Raw genomic sequence first — 22165 nt, 5'->3', positions numbered from 1 at the left:
GTGGCCTGCGCGGCGGCTCTGCTCAGGGCTGTTATAGCGTCCCTCGCGTTGCCCACCGTCCGTCCCTCGTCTGCAGGAGATTCCGCTGAGACTCGAGCTGCGCGGCATCACCAAGCGCTTCGGCGACCTGGTGGCCAACGATCACATCGACCTCACCGTCGAACCAGGTGAGGTCCACGCCCTGCTCGGCGAGAACGGCGCGGGCAAGTCCACCCTGATGAACCAGCTCTACGGCCTGCTGCAACCGGACGAGGGCGAGATCGTCGTCGACGGCGCGGCGCGGACCTTCCGCAGCCCCCGCGACGCCATCGCCGCCGGCATCGGCATGGTCCACCAGCACTTCATGCTGGTTCCCGTCTTCACCGTCGCCGAGAACATCGCGCTGGGCGCGGAGAAGACCCGCGCCGGGTTCCTCGATCGCCGCCGCGCCCGCCGCGAGGTGCTCGAGGTCTCCGAGAAGTACGGCCTGCCCGTCGACCCGGACGCCCTGGTCGAGAATCTGCCGGTCGGCGCGCAGCAGCGCGTGGAGATCGTCAAGGCTCTCACCCGCGACGTCGACCTGCTCATCCTCGACGAGCCCACCGCGGTGCTGACCCCGCAGGAGACCGAGGAACTGCTCGAGGTCATGCGCGGGCTGTCCGACGCGGGCAAGTCCATCGTCTTCATCACCCACAAGCTCAAAGAGGTCAAGGCGATCGCCGACCGGATCACCGTGATCCGCCGCGGGCGCACGGTGGCGACCGTCAGCCCCGACACCTCCGAGGAAGAGCTGGCGTCGACCATGGTCGGGCGTGCGGTCAGCCTCGACATCGACAAGTCGCCGGCCGAGCCGGGCCGCGAGGTCCTGAAGATCTCCGGGCTGGTCGTGGAGGACGAGCGCGGCGTGCGCGCCGTCGACGGCGTCGACCTGGTGGTCCGCGCGGGCGAGGTGCTCGGCGTCGCCGGCGTGCAGGGCAACGGGCAGACCGAGCTCGTCGAGGCCGTGATGGGCCTGCGGGAGCCGCGCGCCGGGTCGATCATGGTCGACAACGAGGACCTGATCGGCATGAGCACCAAGCACATCCTGCGCTCCGGCATCGGGTACGTGCCCGAGGACCGCAGCCACGACGGCGTGGTCAAGGAGTTCTCCGTCGCCGAGAACCTCGTGCTCGACCAGTACGACCGGCCGCCGTACGGCAACGCGTTCCGGCTCGACCCGGGCGCCGTCGCCACCGCGGCCCGCGAGCGCGTCGAGCAGTTCGACATCCGTACGTCCTCGCCCGAGGCGGCGGTCAGCACGCTCTCCGGCGGCAACCAGCAGAAGGTCGTGGTGGCCCGCGAGCTGTCCCGGCCGCTGCGCCTGTTCATCGCCGCCCAGCCGACCCGCGGCGTCGACGTGGGCTCCATCGAGTTCATCCACGGCCGCATCGTCCACGAGCGCGACGTCGGCACGGCGGTCCTCGTGGTCTCCAGCGAGCTCGACGAGGTCGTCGGGCTGGCGGACCGGATCGCGGTCATGTACCGGGGACGGATCCTGGCCATCGTCTCGCCGGACACGCCGCGCGAGGAGCTGGGCCTGCTCATGGCCGGCATCACCGACGGCGGCGCGCCGGCGTCCGAGCCCGCCGCGCAGGCTGCAGAGCCCGGGGCGGCCGGGGCCGAAGCGGCCGGGGCCCGGCCCGCCGCGGCCGACGGCGCGGATCGCGGCGACGACGAACCGGCGGCCGGCGACGGAGCCGCAGAGAAGGGGACGAAGTGACCACCGACGCCACCGCGGTCGACGAGGCCCCGGCCCCTCAGAAGCCCCGGGACCAGGAATCGTTCCTGCACGCCTTCCTGCAGAACCTGTGGGCGGCGAACACCGTCACGGTGACCGTGCTCTCCATCGTGATGGCGATGATCATCGGTGCGGTCCTCATCGTCGTGTCGGACCCCGACGTGCTCAACACGTTCAGCTACTTCACGGCCCGGCCCAGCGACGCCCTCAACGCCAGCTGGACGGTGGTCAGCGACGCGTACGCCGACCTGTTCAAGGGCGCGATCGTCGACCCCGCCGCGATCACCGCGTGGGCCGACGGCTCGGGGACGTGGCGGCAGGTCTTCTTCCCGATCTCCGAGACCCTGACGTACGCCGCCCCGCTGGTCTTCACCGGCCTGTCCGTGGCGCTGGCGTTCCGCGGCGGCCTGTTCAACATCGGCGGCCAGGGCCAGGCGGTCGTCGGCACGATCACCGCGGCCATGGCGGGCTTCTTCCTGCCGCTCCCGCCGGTGATCCACCTCATCGCGGCGCTGCTCGCCGGCCTGCTCGGCGGCGCGCTCTGGGGCTTCGTGCCGGGCATCCTCAAGGCCCGGACCGGCGCCCACGAGGTGATCGTGACGATCATGCTGAACTACACGGCGAACCTCTTCCTCGGCTGGCTGATCCTGCAGAAGGGCATCCAGCAGCCCGGGCGCAGCGACGCGATCAGCAAGACCGTGGACGGCTCCGCCCAGCTGTCCTCGTTCGGCGGCGAGCTGCGGGCCAACCTCGGGATCGTGCTGGCCGTGCTGGCCACCGCCGGGGTCGCCTGGCTGCTGAACCGCTCGGCGTTCGGCTTCGAGCTGCGGGCCGTGGGCGCCAACCCGCCCGCCGCCCGGACCGCCGGCATCAGCGTCGCCAAGACGTACACGCTGCTCATGGTGATCGCCGGCGGCCTGGCCGGGCTCGGCGGCGCCACCCAGGTGCTGGGCACCGCGCACGCGCTGACCCCGCAGGTCGCCGGCAACATCGGCTTCGACGGCCTGCTGGTCGCGCTGCTCGGCCGGAACCGGCCGTGGGGGACGCTGCTCGCCGCGATCCTGTTCGGCGCGCTGCGCGCCGGCGGCAACCGGATGCAATCGTTCTCGGGCATCTCCCTGGAGCTCGTCACCGTGCTCCAGGCCCTGATCGTCATCTTCATCGCCGCACCGGCTCTCGTGAAGGCGATCTTCCACCTGCGCGCCGCCCGCTCCGCGCGGCTCGGCACCTCGATGGCGAAGGGCTGGTGACGGCGGTGTCGACCGCGACCGCGGAAGAGGTGACCGGGGCCGTCGCGCCGGCCCGGTTCTGGGACCGGCAGCGGCGCCTCGGCGTCGGTGTGGCCGTGATCGGCCTGCTGGCCACCATCCTGTTCGGCGCCCTGGCGCCGGCGAAGACGGCCCGGTTCACGCTCAGCGAGGACGCCGCCGGCGCGGCGCTCTCGATCAACGGACAGCTCGGCGCGATCCTCTTCGGCATCGTGGCGCTCGCCGCGGGCGCGGTGCTCTTCGCCGGCCTGGCCCGCCGCTACCAGACGGGCGTGCTGAGCCTCGGCATCCTCGCCTTCGTCCTGTCGTTCCTCTGCTGGCAGGTCGCCGGCAAGTTCCTGCCGCTGGTGGACACGGCGAGCGGCACGCTGGAGCTGGCCGTACCGTTGATCCTCGGGGCCCTGGCGGGCGTCCTGGGCGAGCGGTCCGGCGTGGTCAACGTGGCGATCGAGGGCCAGTTCCTGATGGGCGCCTTCGGCGCCGCCCTGGTCGGCACGATGGCGACCAGCGTCTGGGCGGGCGTGCTCAGCGCGGCCGTCGGCGGCGTGCTCATCGCGGCGATCCTCGCGGTGCTGGCGATCCGGTACCTCGTCGACCAGGTCGTGGTCGGCATCGTGCTGAACCTGCTGGCGCTGGGCGTGACGGGCTTCCTGTACGAGCGCCTGATGCAGCCCGACGCGCAGGCGTACAACCAGCCGCCGAAGATGCCCGAGTGGCAGATCCCCGGCCTCTCCGACATCCCGGTGGTCGGCCCGGTGCTGTTCGACACGAACGCGCTCGTCTGGCTCGCGCTCATCCTCGTCTTCGCGATCCATTTCGGTCTCACCCGGACCCGGTGGGGCCTGCGGACCCGCGCGGTCGGCGAGCACCCCACGGCGGCGGACACGGTCGGCATCCGGGTACGGGGCCTGCGCTACCTCAACGTCCTCATCGGCGGCGTGATCGCCGGCGCCGGCGGCGCGTACTTCACGCTCGTGGCGACCGGCAGCTTCAACAAGAACATGACCTCCGGCGCGGGCTTCATCGCGCTGGCGGCGCTGATCTTCGGCCGTTGGACGCCGTTCGGGGCGCTGGGCGCGGCGCTGTTTTTCGGCTTCGCGCAGAAGCTCGCCACGTACCTGAGCGCGGTCGGCAGCCCGGTGCCGAGCCAGTTCCTCAACATGCTGCCGTACCTCGCGACGATCGTGGCGGTGGCCGGGCTCGTCGGCCGGGTACGCGCGCCCGCGGCGGACGGACAGCCGTACATCAAGAGCTGACACGGGGGGAATCCGCGATATGGAGATCGACTGGGGGTCGTTGCGCGCGGCGGCCATCGAGGCCATGCGGCACGCGTACGCGCCCTACTCCGACTTCCCGGTCGGGGTCGCGGGGTTGGTGGACGACGGTCGCGTGGTCGTGGGCTGCAACGTCGAGAACGCCTCGTACGGCGTCGGCCTCTGCGCCGAGTGCGGCCTGGTCACGTCGCTGCACGCCACCGGTGGCGGCCGCCTGGTGGCCGTCTCGTGCGTCGATGCCAACGGGCTGCCGCTGATGCCCTGCGGCCGCTGCCGCCAGCTGCTGTACGAACACGGCGGCCCGGAATGCCTCGTGGAGGCCGTGCCCCGGCCGCTCACGATGGCGGAGCTGCTGCCGCACGCGTTCGGCCCCGACGACCTCGACAAGGTGACCGGGCCGGCCGCCGTGCCCGACGTCCCGCCGCAGCTCGCCCGCTGGCGGGGCCGCGGCACGGTGTTCGTGCACCCGGACCTCTCCGGCGGCGAGCAGGTCTGGACCGGCTACTGGGAGCGCTCCGGCGGAAGCCCGCAGGAGGGCGACGCCGAGAAGGGGATCCTGGAGGAGGGGCCCATCTTCCCGAGCGCCGCCGCGGCGGTCACGTGGGGTCTGACGCGGACGTCACGCGTGGTCGTGGTGGACGCGGAGGGCGCGCTGGCGTGGGCCGGCGAGGGCGAGCCCCCCGAAGGCATCGGAACCAGATGGGAACAACGATGAGCGAGTTCGCGGCGGTCGACGTCATCCGGGCCAAGCGGGACGGGCACACTCTGTCCGACGCGCAGATCGACTGGGTGGTCGACGCGTACACCCGGGGGGTCGTGGCGGACGAGCAGATGTCCGCCCTGGCGATGGCGATCCTGTTGCGCGGCATGACGCCCGGCGAGATCGCGCGCTGGACCGCCGCGATGATCGCCAGCGGCGAGCGGCTCGACCTGTCCGCGGTGTCGCGCCCGACGGTCGACAAGCACTCCACCGGCGGCGTCGGTGACAAGATCACGCTGCCGCTCACCCCGCTCGTCGCCGCGTGCGGCGCGGCCGTGCCGCAGCTGTCCGGCCGCGGGCTCGGGCACACCGGCGGCACCCTCGACAAGCTCGAGTCCGTGCCCGGGTGGCGGGCCACGCTCAGCAACGACGAATTCGTCCGCCAGCTGCGCGACGTGGGAGCGGTCATCTGCGCCGCCGGCGAGGGACTCGCCCCGGCCGACCGCAAGCTGTACGCCCTGCGCGACGTCACCGGCACCGTCGAGGCCATCCCGCTGATCGCCAGCTCGATCATGAGCAAGAAGATCGCGGAGGGCACCGGCGCGCTGGTGCTCGACGTCAAGGTCGGCACGGGCGCGTTCATGAAGGACGAGGACACCGCCCGCGAGCTCGCCCGCACGATGGTGGAGCTGGGCAAGGCGCACGGCGTACGGACCGTCGCCCTGCTCACCGACATGAACACCCCGCTCGGCCTGGCCGTGGGCAACGCCGTCGAGGTCGAGGAGTCGCTGGCGGTGCTGGCCGGTGGCGGCCCGGCCGACGTCGTCGAGCTGACCCTCGCGCTGGCCCGCGAGATGCTCGCCGCCGCGGGCATCGACGCCGACCCGGCGAAGGCGCTGGAGTCGGGCGCGGCGATGGACTCGTGGAAGGCCATGATCCGCGCCCAGGGCGGCGACCCGGACGCGCCGCTGCCGGTCGCCCGGGAGACCGAGGTGCTGCGGGCCGACCGGGACGGCGTGGTCGCCTCGATCGACGCGCTGGGCATCGGCCTCGCCGCGTGGCGGCTCGGCGCCGGTCGCGCGCGCAAGGAGGACCCGGTCAGCTTCGGGGCCGGCGTGCTGCTCAAGGTGCGGCCCGGCGACGCCGTACGTGCCGGTGACGTGCTGCTCGAACTGCGCACGGACGACCCGGACCGGATCCCCGCCGCCCGGGCCGACGCGGCCGGCGCGGTCACCGTCGCGCAGGACGCGCCCGCCCATGGGCGCCCTTCCGACCGCCCCACCGCCACCCACGAACGGACTGAAGGCCCTCTGTTGATCGATCGCATAGCCTGAGCGGTCATGAAGGCCGCCCCCGACCCCCGAGCGGTGCGCGACGCCAGCCTCGACGAACTCGAACGGCTCGCGCTGCCGCTGCCGCCGCCGTCGTTCCCGCTGGTCTGGGAGCCGGGCGACGGCGTGGAGCTGCGTCCCACGGGCGAGCTGGAGGCGCGGGCTGCGGTCCTGCACGTGGTCGTGGCGCGCTGCTTCGGCATGCCCACCGAGATCGCGATGAGCTGGCTGCTCAAGTCGCAGCTGGTCGATTTCGTCACGCCGCCGGAGTGGCAGTTCGTCGCCGGTGCGAAGGGCGACCACCGCTCGTTCGTGCTGCACCACGACGCGGTGTTCGCGCTGGCGTGGCTGCTGGGGCTGAGCCGGCACCTCGACCCCACCGCGCCGCCCGAGGAACGGCTGATGCGGCAGATGCCGGACCTGCCCGGCGGGGAGCTGTTCAACGCCTGGCGGTCCCGGGCGCTCGTGGCGCCCCGGGACGCGATCGAGGCGGCGGTGCTGCTCGACCTCTACTACTGCCTGGACTGGGCGTTCCAGGAGGCGGAGAAGAACGGCGTACGGCCGCCCGGTGAGGTGGACAGCAACGCCATCGGCCAGCGCCGGTGGGCCCTGGAGTGGGCGGTGGTGTTCTCCGGGCCGTACCACGACGATCCCCCGGAATGGGAAGAGGTCGACCTCTCGGTCTAGACCGGCCGGTAGGAGGTCACGTCAACGGCCGCGGTCACCTCGTGCGCTCCCGCTACGTGCGGCGGCACATGCCGCGCGCTGGGTGTCATCCCGATCAAGGTACGGGTCTCCGCCTCCGACAACCGCAGCGTCCGGCTGACCGGCTGCACGGACACAGCCTCGAAGCCGCCGCCCAGCGCATCGGCGACCCGGTCCGCCTTGTCCGGATCGACCTTGACGAGCCCGTAGGCGTCGATGAGCTCGGCGAGATGGTCGCGGGCCGGGGTGACCACCAGCAACCGGCCGTCCGGGCGCAGGATCCGGCGGAACTCCGGCCCGTTGCGCGGGGCGAAGACGTTGAGCACCACGCTCGCCACGGCGTCGGCCAGCGGCAACGGCCGCCAGAGGTCCGCGAGCACGGCGGCGGCGCGCGGGTGCGACCGGGCCGCCCGGCGCAGGGCCGGCTTGGAGACGTCGAGGCCCAGCCCCGGCACGCCCGGGAGCGCGTCGAGCACCCGGGCCAGGTATCGGCCGGTGCCCGTACCCGCGTCCACGACCAGGCCGTCGTCCGCGCGTACCGCCGCGGTCGCCGCCGCGGCTCCCTCAGCCGGCGCCGCAGCCTTCTTGGCCAGCGCGTCCGCGATGAAGTCGTAGTGGCCTTCCGCCAGGAAGGTCTCCCGGTCCGCGACCATGCCGGCGCTGTCGCCCGGATGGGGTGCCCGGCCCGCCGTCAGGGTGACATAGCCCTGCCGGGCGATGTCGAAGGAGTGTCCCCGCGGGCAGCGCAGCGCCCGTTCGCCGCCCTGTCCAACCACCCCGCCGCCACCCACAACCGGACTGAAGGCCGCCCGCGCGAGTGTTCCGCCGCACACCGGGCACCGCAGGTACGGCAATGCGCCGTCGATCATCCGTTGCGCCCCTCTAACATCTGCTGATGGCTGCCATCTCCCTCGCCGACATCGTGAAGGCCCCGAAGGCCCTGCTCCACGACCACCTCGACGGCGGGCTGCGCCCCGCGACGATCGTCGAGCTGGCGGACGCCGTCGGGCACGAGCTGCCCGAGACCGATCCGGAGCGGCTGCGGGAGTGGTTCGTCGCCTCGGCGAACTCCGGGTCGCTGGAACGCTACCTGGAGACGTTCGCGCACACGGTGGCGGTGATGCAGACCGAGGAGGGCCTGCACCGGGTCGCCAAGGAGTGCGCGCTCGACCTGGCCGCCGACGGCGTGGTCTACGCCGAGGTCCGCTACGCGCCGGAACAGCACCTCGAGCGCGGCCTGACCCTCGACCAGATCGTCGACGCGGTGCACGCGGGCTTCCGGGACGGCTGCGCCGAGGCGGCCGCCCAGGGCAACCCGATCCGCATCGGCACCCTGCTGACCGCCATGCGGCACGCCGCGCGCTCGCAGGAGATCGCCGAGCTCGCGGTCCGCTACCGCGACTCCGGGGTCGTCGGGTTCGACATCGCGGGCGCCGAGGCCGGTTTCCCGCCCACCCGGCACCTGGACGCGTTCGAGTACCTGCAGCGGGAGAACTTCCACTTCACCATCCACGCGGGCGAGGCGTTCGGCCTGCCGTCGATCTGGCAGGCGATCCAGTGGTGCGGGGCCGACCGGCTCGGGCACGGCGTACGCATCGTGGACGACATCACGGCCGGGAAGCTGGGGCGGCTGGCGTCGTACGTCCGCGACAAGCGCATCCCGCTGGAGCTGTGCCCGTCGTCCAACGTGCAGACCGGCGCGGTGGCCTCGATCGCCGAGCACCCGATCGGCCTGCTCCGCGACCTCCGCTTCCGGGTCACGGTCAACACGGACAACCGGCTGATGAGCGGCACCTCGATGTCGCGGGAGATGGCGCTGCTGGTCGAGGCCTTCGGCTGGGGCTGGAGTGAGCTGCAGTGGCTGACGATCAACGCGATGAAGTCGGCGTTCATCCCGTACGACGAGCGGCTGGCGATCATCCTCGATGTGATCAAGCCGGCCTACGCGAAGTTGGTGGCCTGAAGTCCGTTTTAAACGGGCATGAACGACACGTCCGTACTTTCGTCGACGCGAACTACCGATTCGGTCAGGCGGCTCATCCGTTCGGTCAGTCTCCTCTCTACAAAAGCTGCATAATCCGGCATCTTGCCTTGCCGTCCGCTCCCGTGCGAGCCATCGTCTGTGCTGCCCGGATCGATGGTGGATCCGGGCAGATCGGCACGCGCGGGGACACCGCGGTGCCGACCGAATCGAGTGACCGTGAGAGATGCGCCCCTATACGAGCAGTGATGACCGACCGGCGATGGCGGCGTCTTCGGACGCGACTTCGCATCACACAAACGGTCCGGGTCAGGCTGCTCTTTCTCTTTGACACTCGTCGTGATGGAATCTCGGGGGCCCGACCCGGTGTGTAGGCCGTGTGCGGTGCCCGGTGATCCGAAGGCCGGGTCCGAAACAGGAGGACGGTGACGTGAGCAAGCGCCCCAAGACGGCGAACGCGGTCATGTCGCGTCTCCGCCGGCCGGCCGGCCGGCTGCGGGATCTGCCGATCTGGTCGAAGCTCGGGCTCATCATGCTCGTGCCCACCCTGGCGACGATCATCGTCGGTACCAGCGGCCTGATCGACCACATCGACGAGGCGAGCAACGCCGAGCGCGCACGCACGCTGGCCGTGCTGTCGCAGGCCGCCGGTGGACTCGTCGACCACCTGCAGAACGAGCGCGCGTACGGCATGATGATCGCGACGACCAAGCCGGACACGCCGGATCGCCAGGCGGCGACCCAGGCGTACAACGCCGAGCACCCCAAGGTCGACGCGGCCAAGCTGCCGTACGCCCAGCAGAAGGCCGCCCTGGACGACGTTCCCGACCAGGTCGCCACGCTGCTGTCGCGCCTCAACTTCAACCTGGAGGAGCTGCCCTCCACCCGGAGTCAGACGGCCAACGGCCAGTTCGACGCCAAGGAGGTCGACAGCGCGTACAGCGTCGTCATCAACGACCTGCTGAACGTGCGTGACGCCTCCGCGCAGCTCGCCCAGGACACCGAGCTCAGCGACCGGCTGCGCGTGGTCGCCGCCGTCGCCCGTGCCAAGGACTACATCGCCCGGCAGCGCGACGTCGGCCACCGGGTTCTCGGCGAAGGCCGGCTCACCGCGGACCTGCGCCGCGAGCTGCTGCTGACCGACACCGGCTACGCGATCGCCGACTCGTCGATGCGCCAGGTGGCCACGAACGAGGACAAGGCGCTGTTCGACCGGGTCGTGAAGGGCCCCGCGAAGCGTGCCGCCACCAACCTGACCGGCCCGCTGTCCGCGCTGGGCGCCGACAACGTCGCGGCGATCCCGTTCGACCGCACCAAGTGGGAAGCGGCGATGGTCGGTTACAACGGCCTGTTCCGCACGGTGGAGACCCAGCTCGACGAGCAGATCGTGGGCCAGGCCACCGACATCCGCGACTCGGTGCAGCGCCAGGTCTTCATCGAGACCAGCGTCCTGCTCGGCATGCTCCTGCTCGCGATCGTCTTCGCGTGGATGGTCGCCCGGTCGATGGCCCGCTCGCTGCGTGAGCTGCGCCAGGGCGCCCTGAACGTCGCCCAGTTCGGCCTGCCCCAGGCGGTCGAGCGGCTGCGGGACCCGGCGCTGACCGGCTCGCTCACCCCGGCCCAGGTCGCCGACCAGGTCGCCGAGCCGCTGCCGGTGCGCAGCCGGGACGAGTTCGGGCAGGTGACCGAGGCGTTCAACGCGGTCCACCTGGAAGCCGTCCGCACCGCGGCCGAGCAGGCCGCCCTGCGGTCCTCCGTCGCGACCATGTTCGTCAACCTCGCCCGTCGTTCGCAGATCCTGGTCGACCGGCTCATCGGTCACCTGGACCGGCTGGAGCGCGGCGAGGAGGACCCGGACCGCCTGGCCGAGCTCTTCCAGCTCGACCACCTGGCCACCCGGATGCGCCGCAACGACGAGAACCTGCTCGTTCTCGCCGGCGCCGACTCCACCCGTGTGCAGCGCGAGCCGGCCGCCCTCATCGACGTGCTGCGCGCCGCGCAGTCCGAGGTCGAGCACTACACCCGCATCGAGTTCGGCATGATCGACCGGGACATCGAGGTGGCCGCGCACGCGGTCAACGACATGGTCCACCTGGTCGCCGAGCTCTTCGACAACGCGACCGCGTTCTCGCCGCCGAACTCGCACGTCGTGGTCGAGGCGCGCCGCCTCGGCGACGGCGCGGTGCTCTCGGTCGAGGACCGCGGCATCGGCATCAGCCGCGAGCAGCTGCGCGACCTCAACGAGCGGCTCGCCAACCCGCCCATGGTGGACGTGGCGGTCTCCCGGATGATGGGCCTCGTCGTGGTCGCCCGCCTGGCCAACCGGCACGGCGTCAAGGTCGAGCTGCGGCCCGCCGACACCGAGCGGGGCACGGTCGCCGACGTCGGCCTGCCGGCCGGTGTCATGGTGACGACCAGCGCGGCCGGCCGGCTGGCGAGCAGTGCCGCACCCACGTCGTTCGGTGGCGTCGACCACCGGCCCGCGTTCACCGAGCCGCCGCTGGCGCTCGAGAGCGGTGGCCGTGGCGGATACCCCGGCGGTCGCCCGTTCGACCCGAACCCGCCGATGCCCACCGGTGGCATGCTCGGCACGGGCGCGGGCCGCTCGGTGCCGGCCTGGTCCGACCTGACCGGCGCGCCGACCAACGGCTTCGAGCCGGCGAACGGTTTCGGCGGCCCGTCCAACGGGTTCGGCGGCGGTTCCAACGGCTTCGGTGGCGGCGGCGCCAACGGCTTCAGCAACGGCTCTTCCGGTGCCAACGGCTTCCACGGCCCGCGCAGCAACGAGCCGATCCCGCCGCTGCCCCAGTCGGGCCCGCAGGGCTTCGCCGGCAACGACGGGCTGCCGCAGCGCCGCAACGGCGAGGGGCAGCGGCCCGAGGACACGGGCGCCTTCGGGCACACCATCCCGCGTCAGCTTCCGCCCAGCCCCGAGACGCAGGGCCGGTCGCCGTTCGTGCCGCCGGTCTCCGCGCCCCCGGTCCCGCCGGTCTCCGCGCCGCCGGTGCCGTCCGCCCCGCCGTACGGTGGCGGCCGCCCGGTGTCGTCGCCGCCCGTGTCGGGCCCGCCCACCTCGGCGCCGCCGAACGCCGGTCGCCCGCAGTCGGCCCCGCCCGCGTCCCCGGCGCACCCGCCGGCCTGGCCGCCGGTGGCGGGCGACCGTGAGCACGGCACCCCGCACGTCCCGGAGAGCCTCGCGGCCGCCCTGGACCTGACCGCCGAGCTGCCGCGGTACCGCGCGGATCGGACCGGCACCGGCCCGCAGCCGCAGGTGGCGCCGCCGACGAACCCGCAGAACGCCACGCCGCCGAGCGAGGCCGAGCGGTCCGCCGCGGCTGCCGCCGCCGCGCACGAGGCGGCCACCCAGCAGGCAGCCGCCGCGCAGGCGACCGCCGCCGCCCAGATCGCCGCCGCCCAGGCCGCCGCGCGTCAGCGTGCCGGGGGCGACGGGCAGTCGCAGTTCGCGGACGAGACCATGGAGCTGCCGATCTTCCGGGAGCTCGAGTCCGCCTGGTTCACCACCGCCCGGCCCAGCGAGCCGCGGACGACCGACGCCAAGCCGTCGGCCGGTTCCGGCACGCCGGCCGACGCCGACGTGGTGACCACCCAGCGCTTCTCCACCGGGGAGCCGGCCCGCCAGCCAGGCGTGCCGCAGCAGGCTCCCTCGCCGGAGACCCGCGTCGACCGCGACCCCGCCACGGTGGGTGCGGTCGCCGCGAACGGCGCGGCGACGAACGGCTCGTCCGCCGTGAACGGTACGGCCGACGGCAGCGCGGGCAACCCCTGGCAGACCGCGGCCGACGAGGGCTGGCAGGCCGCCCGCAAGGCCGCCGAGATGCCGGTGGAAACCACGACGACGGCCGGTCTGCCGCGTCGTACGCCGATGGCACAGCTCGTTCCTGGTGGTGTGGACCGGGCCGAGACCTCCGTCCAACGCCGCACCCCCGAGGCGGTTCGCGGGCTGCTGTCCGCGTACCACCGCGGTGTGCAGCGGGGTCGCACGAAGGATCAATCGACCAACCCGGAGGAGACTCCGGGAGGGCAGCAGTCCTCGCAGGCTGGCAAGGAGCATGAGGCATGACAAGTACGCAGGATCTGGGTTGGCTCCTGGCCAACTTCGCCGACCGCGTTCCCGGGGTTGCGCACGCGATCGCGGTCTCCGCCGACGGTCTGCTGCTCGCGGCCTCGCGGGACCTCCCCCGGGACCGTGCCGACCAGCTGGCGGCCATCGCCTCCGGCCTGGTCAGCCTGACCCAGGGCGCCGCGCGGTGCTTCGAGGGCGGCGCGGTGCTGCAGACGGTGGTCGAGATGGACAACGGGTTCCTCTTCCTGATGTCGATCTCGGACGGTTCGTCGTTCGCCGTCCTCGCGGCCCGCAGCTGCGACGTCGGACAGGTGGGCTACGAGATGGCGCTCCTGGTGGACCGCGTGGGTGAGGCCCTGACGCCGGCTCCGCGCTCGGCGGCCGGAGTTCTCGGCTGAACGGATTGCCTACCGGATCCGTCCGGTATCTGTCCAAAACCTTGACAACACGAGACACTTCTATGGGCCGAGGGATGGGGTGAGCGGTGACGATGCCCGAACGCGATGAGCCGACCGGCGCACTGGTCAGACCGTACGCCGTGACCCGTGGCCGGACCCGGCCCAAGCTTGAGATAGCGCTGGAAGCGCTCGTCGAGACCACCGTCCGCGGCCGTTCCACCGGTACGGGCAGGGGCGGGAGCGAACACCAGTACATCGCGGCGATGTGCGACGGCGGCAGAGTTCAGTCGCTGGCGGAGATCGCCGCACGCATGCAACTACCGCTCGGGGTGGCTCGGGTGATCGTCGCCGACATGGCGCACGACGGCCTGGTGGCGGTGTACGAGCCGACGTCGCTGGAGGACGAGAACGATGCGGTGGGTACGGAACTGCTGGAAAGGGTGCTGAGTGGACTTCGCAGGCTCTGACATGTCGCGCCGGCCGACCGCCGGGCGCGTGACATCGGCGAAGATTGTTATCGCCGGTGGCTTCGGCGTCGGTAAGACGACGCTGGTGGGGTCCGTATCTGAGATCACCCCGCTGACCACTGAGGCGATCATGACCTCCGCCGGTGTGGGCGTCGACGACAACCGGCAGGTGCCGGGGAAGACGACGACCACGGTGGCGATGGACTTCGGCCGCATCAGCATCGACCGGGACCTGATCCTGTACCTGTTCGGCACACCTGGCCAGACGCGGTTCTGGTTCATGTGGGACGAGCTGGTCCGGGGCGCCATCGGTGCGGTGGTCATGGTGGACACGCGTCGGCTCGCCGACTGCTTCGCCGCCATCGACTTCTTCGAGCACCGGCGGCTGCCGTACCTGGTCGCCATCAACTGCTTCGACGGCATGCAGTACCACAACGCCCAGGACGTCCGCGACGCGCTCGCGATCTCCAGCGACGTACCCGTGGTGAGCTGCGACGCCCGCAACCGCGAGTCGACGAAGAACGTACTCATCTCGCTCGTCGAGTACGTCCTCACGATGCGCCGCTCGCGCGCGGTAGCGCCGGCCTGACCCGTCGTCGAAAGTCCCGCTCCGGTCACCGGAGCGGGACTTTTGCGTGCGCTGAGCATGCGGCCGGCCATCGTCCGTCGTCGTCTATTCCGATCGGCCCCGGTGCCGATCGGACTCGTACCGACGCACTCCCGGGGGGCATGCCGGCCGTCTCCAGGGCCGTTTCTGGCCGTCGTCGGCACGTAGCGGCCCCGAACATGCCGGCCTCGGATCCAGCGGCCTCCACGGGGCGCTGAGAGCGTTGCATCGACGGATGTGAGCGCGCCACAACACCTCTATCCGGCGGCACCGACAATCACGGCATCGATGTACCCCGATGTCTTTAGCCTGTGGGCATGAGGCTTCTCCCATGGCTCGTCGGGCTGCTGACTCTGTCCGCACCAGCACCGGCGCTCGCGGCCCCGTCCACGCCGGCGGCGGTCCGTGCCGACCTCCAGCGGACCGTGTTCGGAACCGACCAGGTCGCCAGCTACCGGCTGCACAACGAATCGCCCGGCACTGTCGACGGCTGGCGGGTCGAGTTCGACCTGCCGCCCGGCACCACGATCGTGACGGGCTGGAACGGGCGATTCACGCGTACCGGCGACCACGTGACGGTCCAGCCCGAGTCATGGAACGCCACCCCGCCGCCGGGCGGCTCCGTCGACTTCGGCTGGTACGGCCACGGCACCGGTGAGCCGGCCAACTGCCAGGTCAACGGTCAGCCCTGCGACGGCCTCCCGCCGGACGAGACGGACCCCGCCCGGCCGGCCCCGCTGACCATCGACACCAGCGCCGGCGTCACCCTGCACTGGAGCCCGTCGACCGACGACCGCGGGCTGCGACACTACGAGGTGTACGAGGGCGGCACCCTGCTGGCCACCACCACGGCCACCAGCTACGTCTACTCGACCAGCGCCACGCTTCCGCCCCGCGTCTACCTCTTCCGGGTCCGCGCCATCGACACGACCGGCAACTACTCGGCCGGCGCGTACGCATCACTGGGCACACCGCAGATCCCGGTCCCGCCGGCCCCCGGCCGCCTGGCGATCGCGGCCACTGCCCCGGGCTCTCAGCGCCTGACCTGGAGCCAGCCGATACCACCGCCGGTCGGTCCGGCACCCGCGATCGCCGGCTACGAGGTTTCGCTGGACGGCCAACCGGTCGCCATCACCGGCGCGACCCGGTACGCGGGCCCGGCCCCGGCAGCGGGCACCCACGTCTGGTCGGTACGCGCCATCGACGCGCTGGACCGGCGCTCCGACCCCGCCGACCTCACCCAGGTGGTCAGCTGACCGGACGCCGGAGGGCGCGGGCTGAGGTCTGCCGACCGCGCGGCGTGCCGCGCGCTCGGCGCCGGCGGGCGGGCCCGCCCGAGGCGCGAGGGGCCTTCGACGTGAGCCGGCCGGAGCGCGGGAGCGGGCTGGTGGTGGGCGATAAGCGCGTCAGGGCGATAAGCGCGCCAGGGCGATAAGCGCGTCAGGCCGATAAGCGTGCCAGGCCGATAAGCGCGCCAGCGGTGTGAGCCGGTCGGGGGCGTGAGGTGGGCTGGTGGTGGGCGACAAGCGTGCCTGGGCGACAAGCGTGCCTGGGCGACAAGCGCGGCGCCGGCGTGAGCCGGTCGGAAGCGCGGGGCATGGGCCGGTGGCGGGCGCAGTGCGGCCAGGGGCTTTAAGTCAGCCCGAAGCGCGTGGGTGGGCCCCTGGCGGACACAGTGCGGGCCGCCCCGAGGGGTTGGCCGCGGACCGGCGCAGTGCGGCCGGCGAGCCGTCAACCACCGCCGGGGGAACGCAAAGCGCAGCCCGCGGGCCCACGGATCGGCCAAGGAGCGCAGGCCGGGAGGCGGAAACCGGAGCCGAGCGACGCACCCGTCGCGGTCAGCGGCTGGGGTAGCCCGCGTTGCGGTAGTCCTCGGACTCCTGGCCGTCGCGGCTGAAGTCCCAGCCACCCGCGGCCTCGCGGCCAGGGCGGCCGCCGATCGCGTAGCCGCCGATCTCCTGGCCTCGGCGCCAGCCGCGGAAGTAGCCGGTGGTGTGGGCGGCGATGCTGGCCGCGTCGCGGACGATGCGCAGGGGGCGTTCCTCGCGGAGGGGGGAGCCCGGGACGAGGTTGGCCTGCGGGACCCGCTTGGGCAGGCCGGCCGACGTCTCGGCGGCGATCTCGGGGGCGGAGGCCTTCTCGGCCGCCCGCCAGCCCGTGTCCATCGGGCTGCTCCAGTCCAGGTCCGCCGCGGGGGCTGCTTCGTCGTGGCCGGTGAACCAGGCGGAGCGGGCGGCCGCGAAGATGAGCAGGTCGCCGTCGCCCTCGGCCGGGACCGGTGGGGTGGTGCTGCGGTCCAGGGCCGTGAGGGTGGGTGCGGTGCGCCGGGCCGTGGCGCGGCCGTTGCGGGCGCGGTCGTCGACGAGGCGCAGGGGCGGCGGGTCGGTGATCGCGGTGACGTCCGGCGGGGTGCTCTCGAGGCCGCCGAGGCCCGATTCCACGAGGCGCAGCGCCGGCGGTTCCTTCGGCATGTCCTGCCACGGCGGCTTCACGCGGCCGTCGGCGGGCGGGCTGCTGACCGCGGCGGGCGGCGGGGTGGCCGCGTCGTCAGAGGTGTTGAGCAGCGGCCAGTTGGCGCGGGAGCCCGGCTCCGGGGTCTCGGCGGCGCTGCGCTGGGCGGGCATGGGTAGCGAGAAGTCGGTGGCGCCCGGCGTGGAGGCCGACCCGTTACGGGTGCTGGGCCGCGGCGGGATGACCGTGCGCTGGCGTTCGGCGCGGGCGCTGCTCATGGCCGCGTTCGTCAGCGTGGGGCGGAACGGCTGACCCGTGTCGGCCGGCGGGACCGACGACGGGCGGGAGGCCGGTGACGTGGGTCGCGCGGGCGACGTGCCGGGACGGGCGCCCGGGGTGATCGGGGTCATGCCCGGCGGGGGCGGCGGCACCGACACGGGACGGCTGGCCGGGCCACCGGCCGGGGTGCGGGTGGGCAGGCTCGCGGCCGGGGCGGCCGGCGGCGGCGTGACCGGGCGCGGCGCCATCGGGGGCGGCATGATCGGATCCGGCGCGACCGGCGGCGTGGTGATCGGGCGCGGCGTGGCCGGGCCACTGCCCGCGGCGGCGGGCTCGGGACGGCCGCGGCGCCCGACGCGGGTGCCGGTGTCGCCAGGACGGCCGAGGCGGGTGCCGGTGTCGCCGGGACGGCCGAGGCGGGTGCCGGTGTCGCCGGGACGGACCGACGACAGGCCGGCCGCGGCGGGCTCGGCGGCGCGGCGGGATCCGGCCTGGCGGCGCCCCGGGACCGGGTTGGCGGCCTGCTGGCTGACCCGGGCGGCGAGCGTGCCGACCAGCGCCTCGCAGGCGGAGTCACAGGACTTGACCGCGCCGATGGCGTGCCGGACGGTGTCCGCGGCGGCCGGGGCGAGCGACTTGTTGACGCCGCCGCGGCGGGGGGACTCGTTGATCGCCACGACCAGCGCGGTGACGGCCGCGACGACCTGGTCCTCGGTGCCCGCGCCGGCCCGGGTGAGCTCGGCGGCGACCTCCTCGGCGACCTGGTGGGGGTCGGCGTTGCGGCTGGTCAGGCGGCCGGGCTCGGGCAGCGCGTCGAGGACGGCGAGCGCGAGCGGGTGCGCCGGGTCCGGGTACGCCCGCAGCGCGGCCGGATACAGCTCGCGCAGCACCTCCCGCAGGGCGATCGCGGACGCGTACCGGCCGTTCAGCATGGCGACGTGGGCGGCGAGGACGGGCTTGTAGCTGACGAGGTCGCGCGGGGTCGGGACGGTGACGGCGGCGATGGCCCCGGCCTGCAGCGCCCGGGCGAGGCCCACGGCGCGGCGGGCGGCCGGGGGTGCCGCGATCTCTTCGGGGGACTCGTCGTCGGAGAAGCGCTCGGCGAAGTCGTCGGCCGAGTCGTCATCGGCCACCACGAGGGGACGCCCGGCGGCGGTCAGCAGCGACGTGACCATGTGGTCGTCGCTGTCGGCGGCCACCGCGGCCTCGGCGAAGCCGCTGGTCCGTTCGACGAGCAGCATGCCGAGCTGGGCGTACCCGGCCGGGTCGTCGCTGATCTCGTGAACTCCGAGCAGCCGTCCTGCGTCGTCCACCACGGCGATGGTCAGCGCGGAACCGGCCGAGGCCGAGCGCACCGTCTCATCAGCCGACGCCAGACCGCAGTACACGCGCACGAGCGCCACGGCGTCGTCCTCCTCCCCGGGGTTGTTCGCGACCTGTTTCGGCCAAGGACTGATGGTCCCTGGTGAGGGGTCAGTCGCGCCAGTCCACAGCGGCAGAGATCTTGCCGATTACCGAACGCCACCCCAGGCTCGCCTGTTGTGCGCCGATTTTACGGAGCTTACGGCGACCGAAGAAACCGCCCATTCCGCCACTCTCCGCGGACCGGAGGGACTCGTCCAGGTCATCGAGCGGCGATCCGGGCGCCAGAGCCAGGATCACCGGCTTCAGACGCAACGCGTGACCCAGGTCGCGGGCCACCTCGCCCGCGGCGATGAGCAGCGGAAGGTCCCAGGTGTCGTGCCCGCCGCGCAGGTTCTCCACGACGAGGTCCAGCTCGTAGCGGTCCTCCGGCAGCGGGTCGACGTCGGACGACTGTACCCGCTGGGCCAGCACCGGCCAGGTGTCCAATTGTGCGAGATCGTGCGGCGCACCCGAATGAATGAAGGAGACCAGCGACTCGGGGCTCTTGAACGCGAGAAGTCTGCCCTTGTGGCTCAGGAAGACGGGCACTTCCTCATCGGCTGCCTCGTCGGCGGCCGCCTCTGCCTCCTCGTCCTTGAAGTCCTCGGGGTCGGGTTCCTCGACGACCTCGCCGTCCTCGTTGCGCAGGACCCCGTCCTCGGACCGGTGGGTCTTCGAGCCGGGGGAGTCCTCCGCGACCAGCGCGGCGAACTCCTCGTCGACGATCACTTCCTCCTCCTCCGCGGCGCGCGCGGCGGCCGCGCGCTCGCGGGCCTCGAAGGGGTCGTCCTCGTCGGTGTCGATCTCGGTCGGGGTGAGCTCCGAGGCCTTCCGGTACGCCCGCAGCGTCAGCGCGACGCCCCCGGGGAGGGCGATCTCCACCGGCTCGATCCGGACCTCGTCCCAGAGCTCACGGCCCGAAAGGCCCTCTTTGACCGTCGAGGCCTCCGCGGCCTCTTCGGGAGACTGGCTGGCCACGCTGACCTCCGGATGGGTTTTCGCACGCTGTTCGGATGGGTGAGTCTGGGCACACACCTTAGTGGTCGCTCCTGGGAGGGACCCGACCGCGGTCCGTCTAGAAGCCCTTGGGGTGCCAGACGGTCTTCGTCTCCAGCAGGGCGGTCATCGGCCCCAGGCCCGGATCGGCCGCGAAGTCGGTGCCGCCCTCCGCGGGCCGGACCACCCGCTTGAGGCTGCCCGCCGCGGAGCGCTCGAGGTCGGCCGCGAGCGCCGGGTCGGTCACGCCGGTCAGGTCGAGGGCGTTGACGTCGTCGTGCGACGCCAGCCACGGCGCGGTCTCGGCGGCGTGGCCGGTGAGGATGTTCACCACCCCGCCCGGCACGTCGGACGTGGCCAGCACCTCGGCGAGCGTCACCGCGGCCTGCGGCGCGGCGGCGAGCACCACGACGGTGTTGCCGGTGACGATCGCCGGGGCGATCACGCTCACCAGGCCCAGGAACGAGGCCGGCGCCACGATCCCGACCACCCCGGTGGGCTCGGGTGCGGAGAAGTTGAAGAAGGGGCCGGCCACGGGGTTCGCGCCACCGTGCACCTGGGCCAGCTTGTCGGACCAACCGGCGTACCAGACCCAGCGGTCGACGGCCGCGTCCACCTCGGCGGCAGGCACGCCCAGCGCGACGAACTCCGCGCGGCGGGCCTCCAGCATCTCGGCGACCCGGTAGAGCACCTGCCCCCGGTTGTACGCGGTCGCGCCGGCCCACTTGGGCTGGGCCTTGCGGGCGGCGATCACGGCATCACGCGCGTCCTTGCGCGAGGCGAGCGCCACGTTGTCGCCGTCCACGAGATACGTCCGTCCTGACTCGCTGCGGGGGAAGGCGCCGCCGATGTACAGCTTGTACGTCTTGCGGACGCTCAGCCGCCCGGCCGTGGAACGGGTCGCGACGGCGGTGGCGGTGGCGGAGACCGGGGTCGCGGTGACCGTCTTGGCCAACGAGGCCTTGCGGACCGCGACAGCCTTGCCGGCGGTCTTGTCGGACCCGGACTTGCGGGGGCGGTCGGAAGATGACTCAGGCAAGGTACGCCTCCAGGCCGTGCCGGCCGCCCTCACGGCCGTAACCGGACTCCTTGTAGCCGCCGAACGGCGACGTCGGGTCGAACTTGTTGAACGTGTTGGCCCACACCACGCCCGCGCGCAGCTTGTCGGCCACCGCGAGGACCTGCGAGCCCTTGTCGCTCCAGATGCCGGCGGAGAGGCCGTACGGAGTGTTGTTGGCCTTCTCGATCGCCTCGGCGGGGGTGCGGAACGTGAGCACCGACAGCACCGGGCCGAAGATCTCCTCGCGGGCGATCCGGTGCGCCTGGGTCACCCCGGTGAAGATCGTCGGCGCGAACCAGTAGCCCTGCGCCGGCAGCGTGCACGGCGGGGACCACCGCTCGGCGCCCTCCTCGGCGCCGATGTCGGAGAGCGTACGGATGCGCTCCAGCTGTTCCGCCGAGTTGATCGCGCCGATGTCGGTGTTCTTGTCCAGCGGGTCGCCGACGCGCAGCGTGGCCATCCGGCGCTTGAGCGAGTCGAGCAGTTCCTCGGCGACGGACTCCTGCACGAGCAGCCGGGAGCCGGCGCAGCAGACGTGCCCCTGGTTGAAGAAGATGCCGTTGACGATGCCCTCGACGGCCTGGTCGATCGGGGCGTCGTCGAAGACGATGTTGGCCGCCTTGCCGCCGAGCTCCAGGGTCAGCCGCTTGCGGGTGCCGGCCACCGAGCGGGCGATCTGCCGGCCGACCTCGGTGGAGCCGGTGAACGCGACCTTGTCGACGCCGGGGTGCTCGACCAGGGTCCGCCCGGTGTCGCCGGCGCCGGTGACGATGTTCACCACGCCGGGCGGCAGGTCGGCCTGGCGGCAGACGTCGGCGAAGAACAGCGCGGAGAGCGGGGTCGTCTCGGCCGGCTTGAGGACCACGGTGTTGCCGGTGGCCAGCGCCGGGGCGATCTTCCACGCGAGCATCAGCAGCGGGAAGTTCCACGGGATGACCTGCGCGGCGACGCCCAGCGGCCGCGGGTCGTCGCCGAAGCCCGCGTACCGGAGCTTGTCGGCCCAGCCCGCGTAGTAGAAGAAGTGGGCGGCGACCAGCGGGAGGTCGACGTCGCGCGACTCGCGGATGGGCTTGCCGTTGTCGAGGGACTCGAGGACGGCCAGCTCGCGGGAGCGCTCCTGGATGATCCGGGCGATGCGGAACAGGTACTTGGCGCGCTCGGCGCCGGGCAGCGCGGACCAGGAGCCGAACGCGCGGCGGGCGGCGGCGACGGCCCGGTCGACGTCCTCGGGACCGGCCGTGGAGACCTCCGAGAGGACCTCCTCGGTGGCCGGGTTGACGGTCTTGAAGACGCCGCCGGACGAGGCCGCCGGCGCGAACTCGCCGTCGATGAAGAGGCCGTACGAGGGGGCGATGTCGACGACTGCGCGGGACTCTGGGGCGGGAGCGTACTCGAACATCTCGA

Annotated in this window: 17 protein-coding genes; 12 read left to right on the top strand and 5 right to left on the bottom strand. The window is 72.7% G+C overall.

The genetic code is table 11. From position 1 onward, the window contains the following. The first annotated feature begins 130 nt into the window (after positions 1 to 130). The 6 genes from AB0K03_RS12710 to AB0K03_RS12685 all read left to right on the top strand — a co-directional run bounded on the left by AB0K03_RS12710 (position 131) and on the right by AB0K03_RS12685 (position 7016). On the top strand, positions 131 to 1738 hold the full coding sequence (locus tag AB0K03_RS12710) for an ABC transporter ATP-binding protein (RefSeq protein ID WP_364683658.1): 1608 nt from the start codon (positions 131 to 133) through the stop codon (positions 1736 to 1738). 65 nt (positions 1739 to 1803) lie between these two features. Continuing rightward, a complete protein-coding gene (locus AB0K03_RS12705; protein WP_364683747.1) occupies positions 1804 to 3006 on the top strand; it encodes an ABC transporter permease in 1203 nt (400 codons plus the stop codon). A gap of 5 nt (positions 3007 to 3011) precedes the next feature. Then, positions 3012 to 4280, top strand: coding sequence for an ABC transporter permease (locus AB0K03_RS12700; RefSeq protein WP_364683745.1), 1269 nt, complete (start codon positions 3012 to 3014; stop codon positions 4278 to 4280). Positions 4281 to 4299: 19 nt separating this feature from the next. After that, positions 4300 to 5013, top strand: a complete 714-nt coding sequence (locus AB0K03_RS12695; protein WP_364683656.1) for a cytidine deaminase — start codon at positions 4300 to 4302, stop codon at positions 5011 to 5013. Then, positions 5010 to 6332, top strand: coding sequence for a thymidine phosphorylase (locus AB0K03_RS12690; RefSeq protein ID WP_364683654.1), 1323 nt, complete (start codon positions 5010 to 5012; stop codon positions 6330 to 6332). The genes AB0K03_RS12695 and AB0K03_RS12690 overlap by 4 nt, the downstream gene beginning before the upstream one ends. 6 nt (positions 6333 to 6338) lie before the next feature. Then, complete coding sequence (locus AB0K03_RS12685) at positions 6339 to 7016, top strand: DUF4272 domain-containing protein (RefSeq protein ID WP_364683652.1); 678 nt, start codon at positions 6339 to 6341, stop codon at positions 7014 to 7016. On the opposite strand, the gene AB0K03_RS12680 is transcribed toward AB0K03_RS12685, so the two are convergent. Further along, on the bottom strand, positions 7013 to 7903 hold the full coding sequence (locus AB0K03_RS12680; protein WP_364683650.1) for a putative RNA methyltransferase: 891 nt from the start codon (positions 7901 to 7903) through the stop codon (positions 7013 to 7015). The genes AB0K03_RS12685 and AB0K03_RS12680 overlap by 4 nt on opposite strands. A gap of 26 nt (positions 7904 to 7929) precedes the next feature. Here AB0K03_RS12680 and AB0K03_RS12675 point away from each other — a divergent pair, with 26 nt between their 5' ends. The 6 genes from AB0K03_RS12675 (at position 7930) to AB0K03_RS12650 (ending at position 15827) form a co-directional block, all read left to right on the top strand. Then, positions 7930 to 8997, top strand: coding sequence for an adenosine deaminase (locus tag AB0K03_RS12675; protein ID WP_364683648.1), 1068 nt, complete (start codon positions 7930 to 7932; stop codon positions 8995 to 8997). 448 nt (positions 8998 to 9445) lie between these two features. Continuing rightward, the gene (locus AB0K03_RS12670) at positions 9446 to 13096 is read left to right on the top strand and encodes a sensor histidine kinase (protein ID WP_364683646.1); all 3651 of its coding nucleotides are present in this window, start codon (positions 9446 to 9448) and stop codon (positions 13094 to 13096) included. Beyond that, positions 13093 to 13497: a roadblock/LC7 domain-containing protein gene (locus tag AB0K03_RS12665; protein ID WP_014447580.1), complete on the top strand. Its 405-nt coding sequence runs from the start codon at positions 13093 to 13095 to the stop codon at positions 13495 to 13497. Before AB0K03_RS12670 ends, AB0K03_RS12665 begins: the two co-directional genes overlap by 4 nt. Positions 13498 to 13589: 92 nt before the next feature. Further along, complete coding sequence (locus tag AB0K03_RS12660; RefSeq protein WP_199510810.1) at positions 13590 to 13964, top strand: DUF742 domain-containing protein; 375 nt, start codon at positions 13590 to 13592, stop codon at positions 13962 to 13964. A gap of 1 nt (position 13965) precedes the next feature. Further along, positions 13966 to 14553 carry a GTP-binding protein gene (locus AB0K03_RS12655; RefSeq protein WP_041832917.1) on the top strand — a complete coding sequence of 196 codons (588 nt, stop codon included), beginning with the start codon at positions 13966 to 13968 and terminating at the stop codon, positions 14551 to 14553. Between the two features lie 335 nt (positions 14554 to 14888). Next, a complete protein-coding gene (locus AB0K03_RS12650) occupies positions 14889 to 15827 on the top strand; it encodes a cellulose binding domain-containing protein (protein WP_364683645.1) in 939 nt (312 codons plus the stop codon). 582 nt (positions 15828 to 16409) lie between these two features. Here AB0K03_RS12650 and AB0K03_RS12645 read toward each other — a convergent pair. The 4 genes from AB0K03_RS12645 to AB0K03_RS12630 form a co-directional block, all read right to left on the bottom strand. Beyond that, the gene (locus AB0K03_RS12645) at positions 16410 to 18704 is read right to left on the bottom strand and encodes a transposase (protein WP_364683643.1); all 2295 of its coding nucleotides are present in this window, start codon (positions 18702 to 18704) and stop codon (positions 16410 to 16412) included. 70 nt (positions 18705 to 18774) lie between these two features. Continuing rightward, positions 18775 to 19683 (bottom strand): DNA primase, encoded by a 909-nt coding sequence (locus AB0K03_RS12640; RefSeq protein ID WP_364683641.1) that lies wholly within the window; start codon positions 19681 to 19683, stop codon positions 18775 to 18777. Between the two features lie 97 nt (positions 19684 to 19780). Then, positions 19781 to 20581 (bottom strand): aldehyde dehydrogenase family protein, encoded by an 801-nt coding sequence (locus tag AB0K03_RS12635; protein ID WP_364683743.1) that lies wholly within the window; start codon positions 20579 to 20581, stop codon positions 19781 to 19783. A gap of 151 nt (positions 20582 to 20732) precedes the next feature. Then, complete coding sequence (locus tag AB0K03_RS12630) at positions 20733 to 22160, bottom strand: aldehyde dehydrogenase family protein (RefSeq protein WP_364683639.1); 1428 nt, start codon at positions 22158 to 22160, stop codon at positions 20733 to 20735. Positions 22161 to 22165 lie beyond the last annotated feature (5 nt).

Source organism: Actinoplanes sp. NPDC049316 (assembly GCF_040677315.1).
Lineage (GTDB): Bacteria > Actinomycetota > Actinomycetes > Mycobacteriales > Micromonosporaceae > Actinoplanes.
Note: the sequence above shows the minus strand (reverse complement) of the source record. Positions and strands in the feature narration are given on the sequence as shown.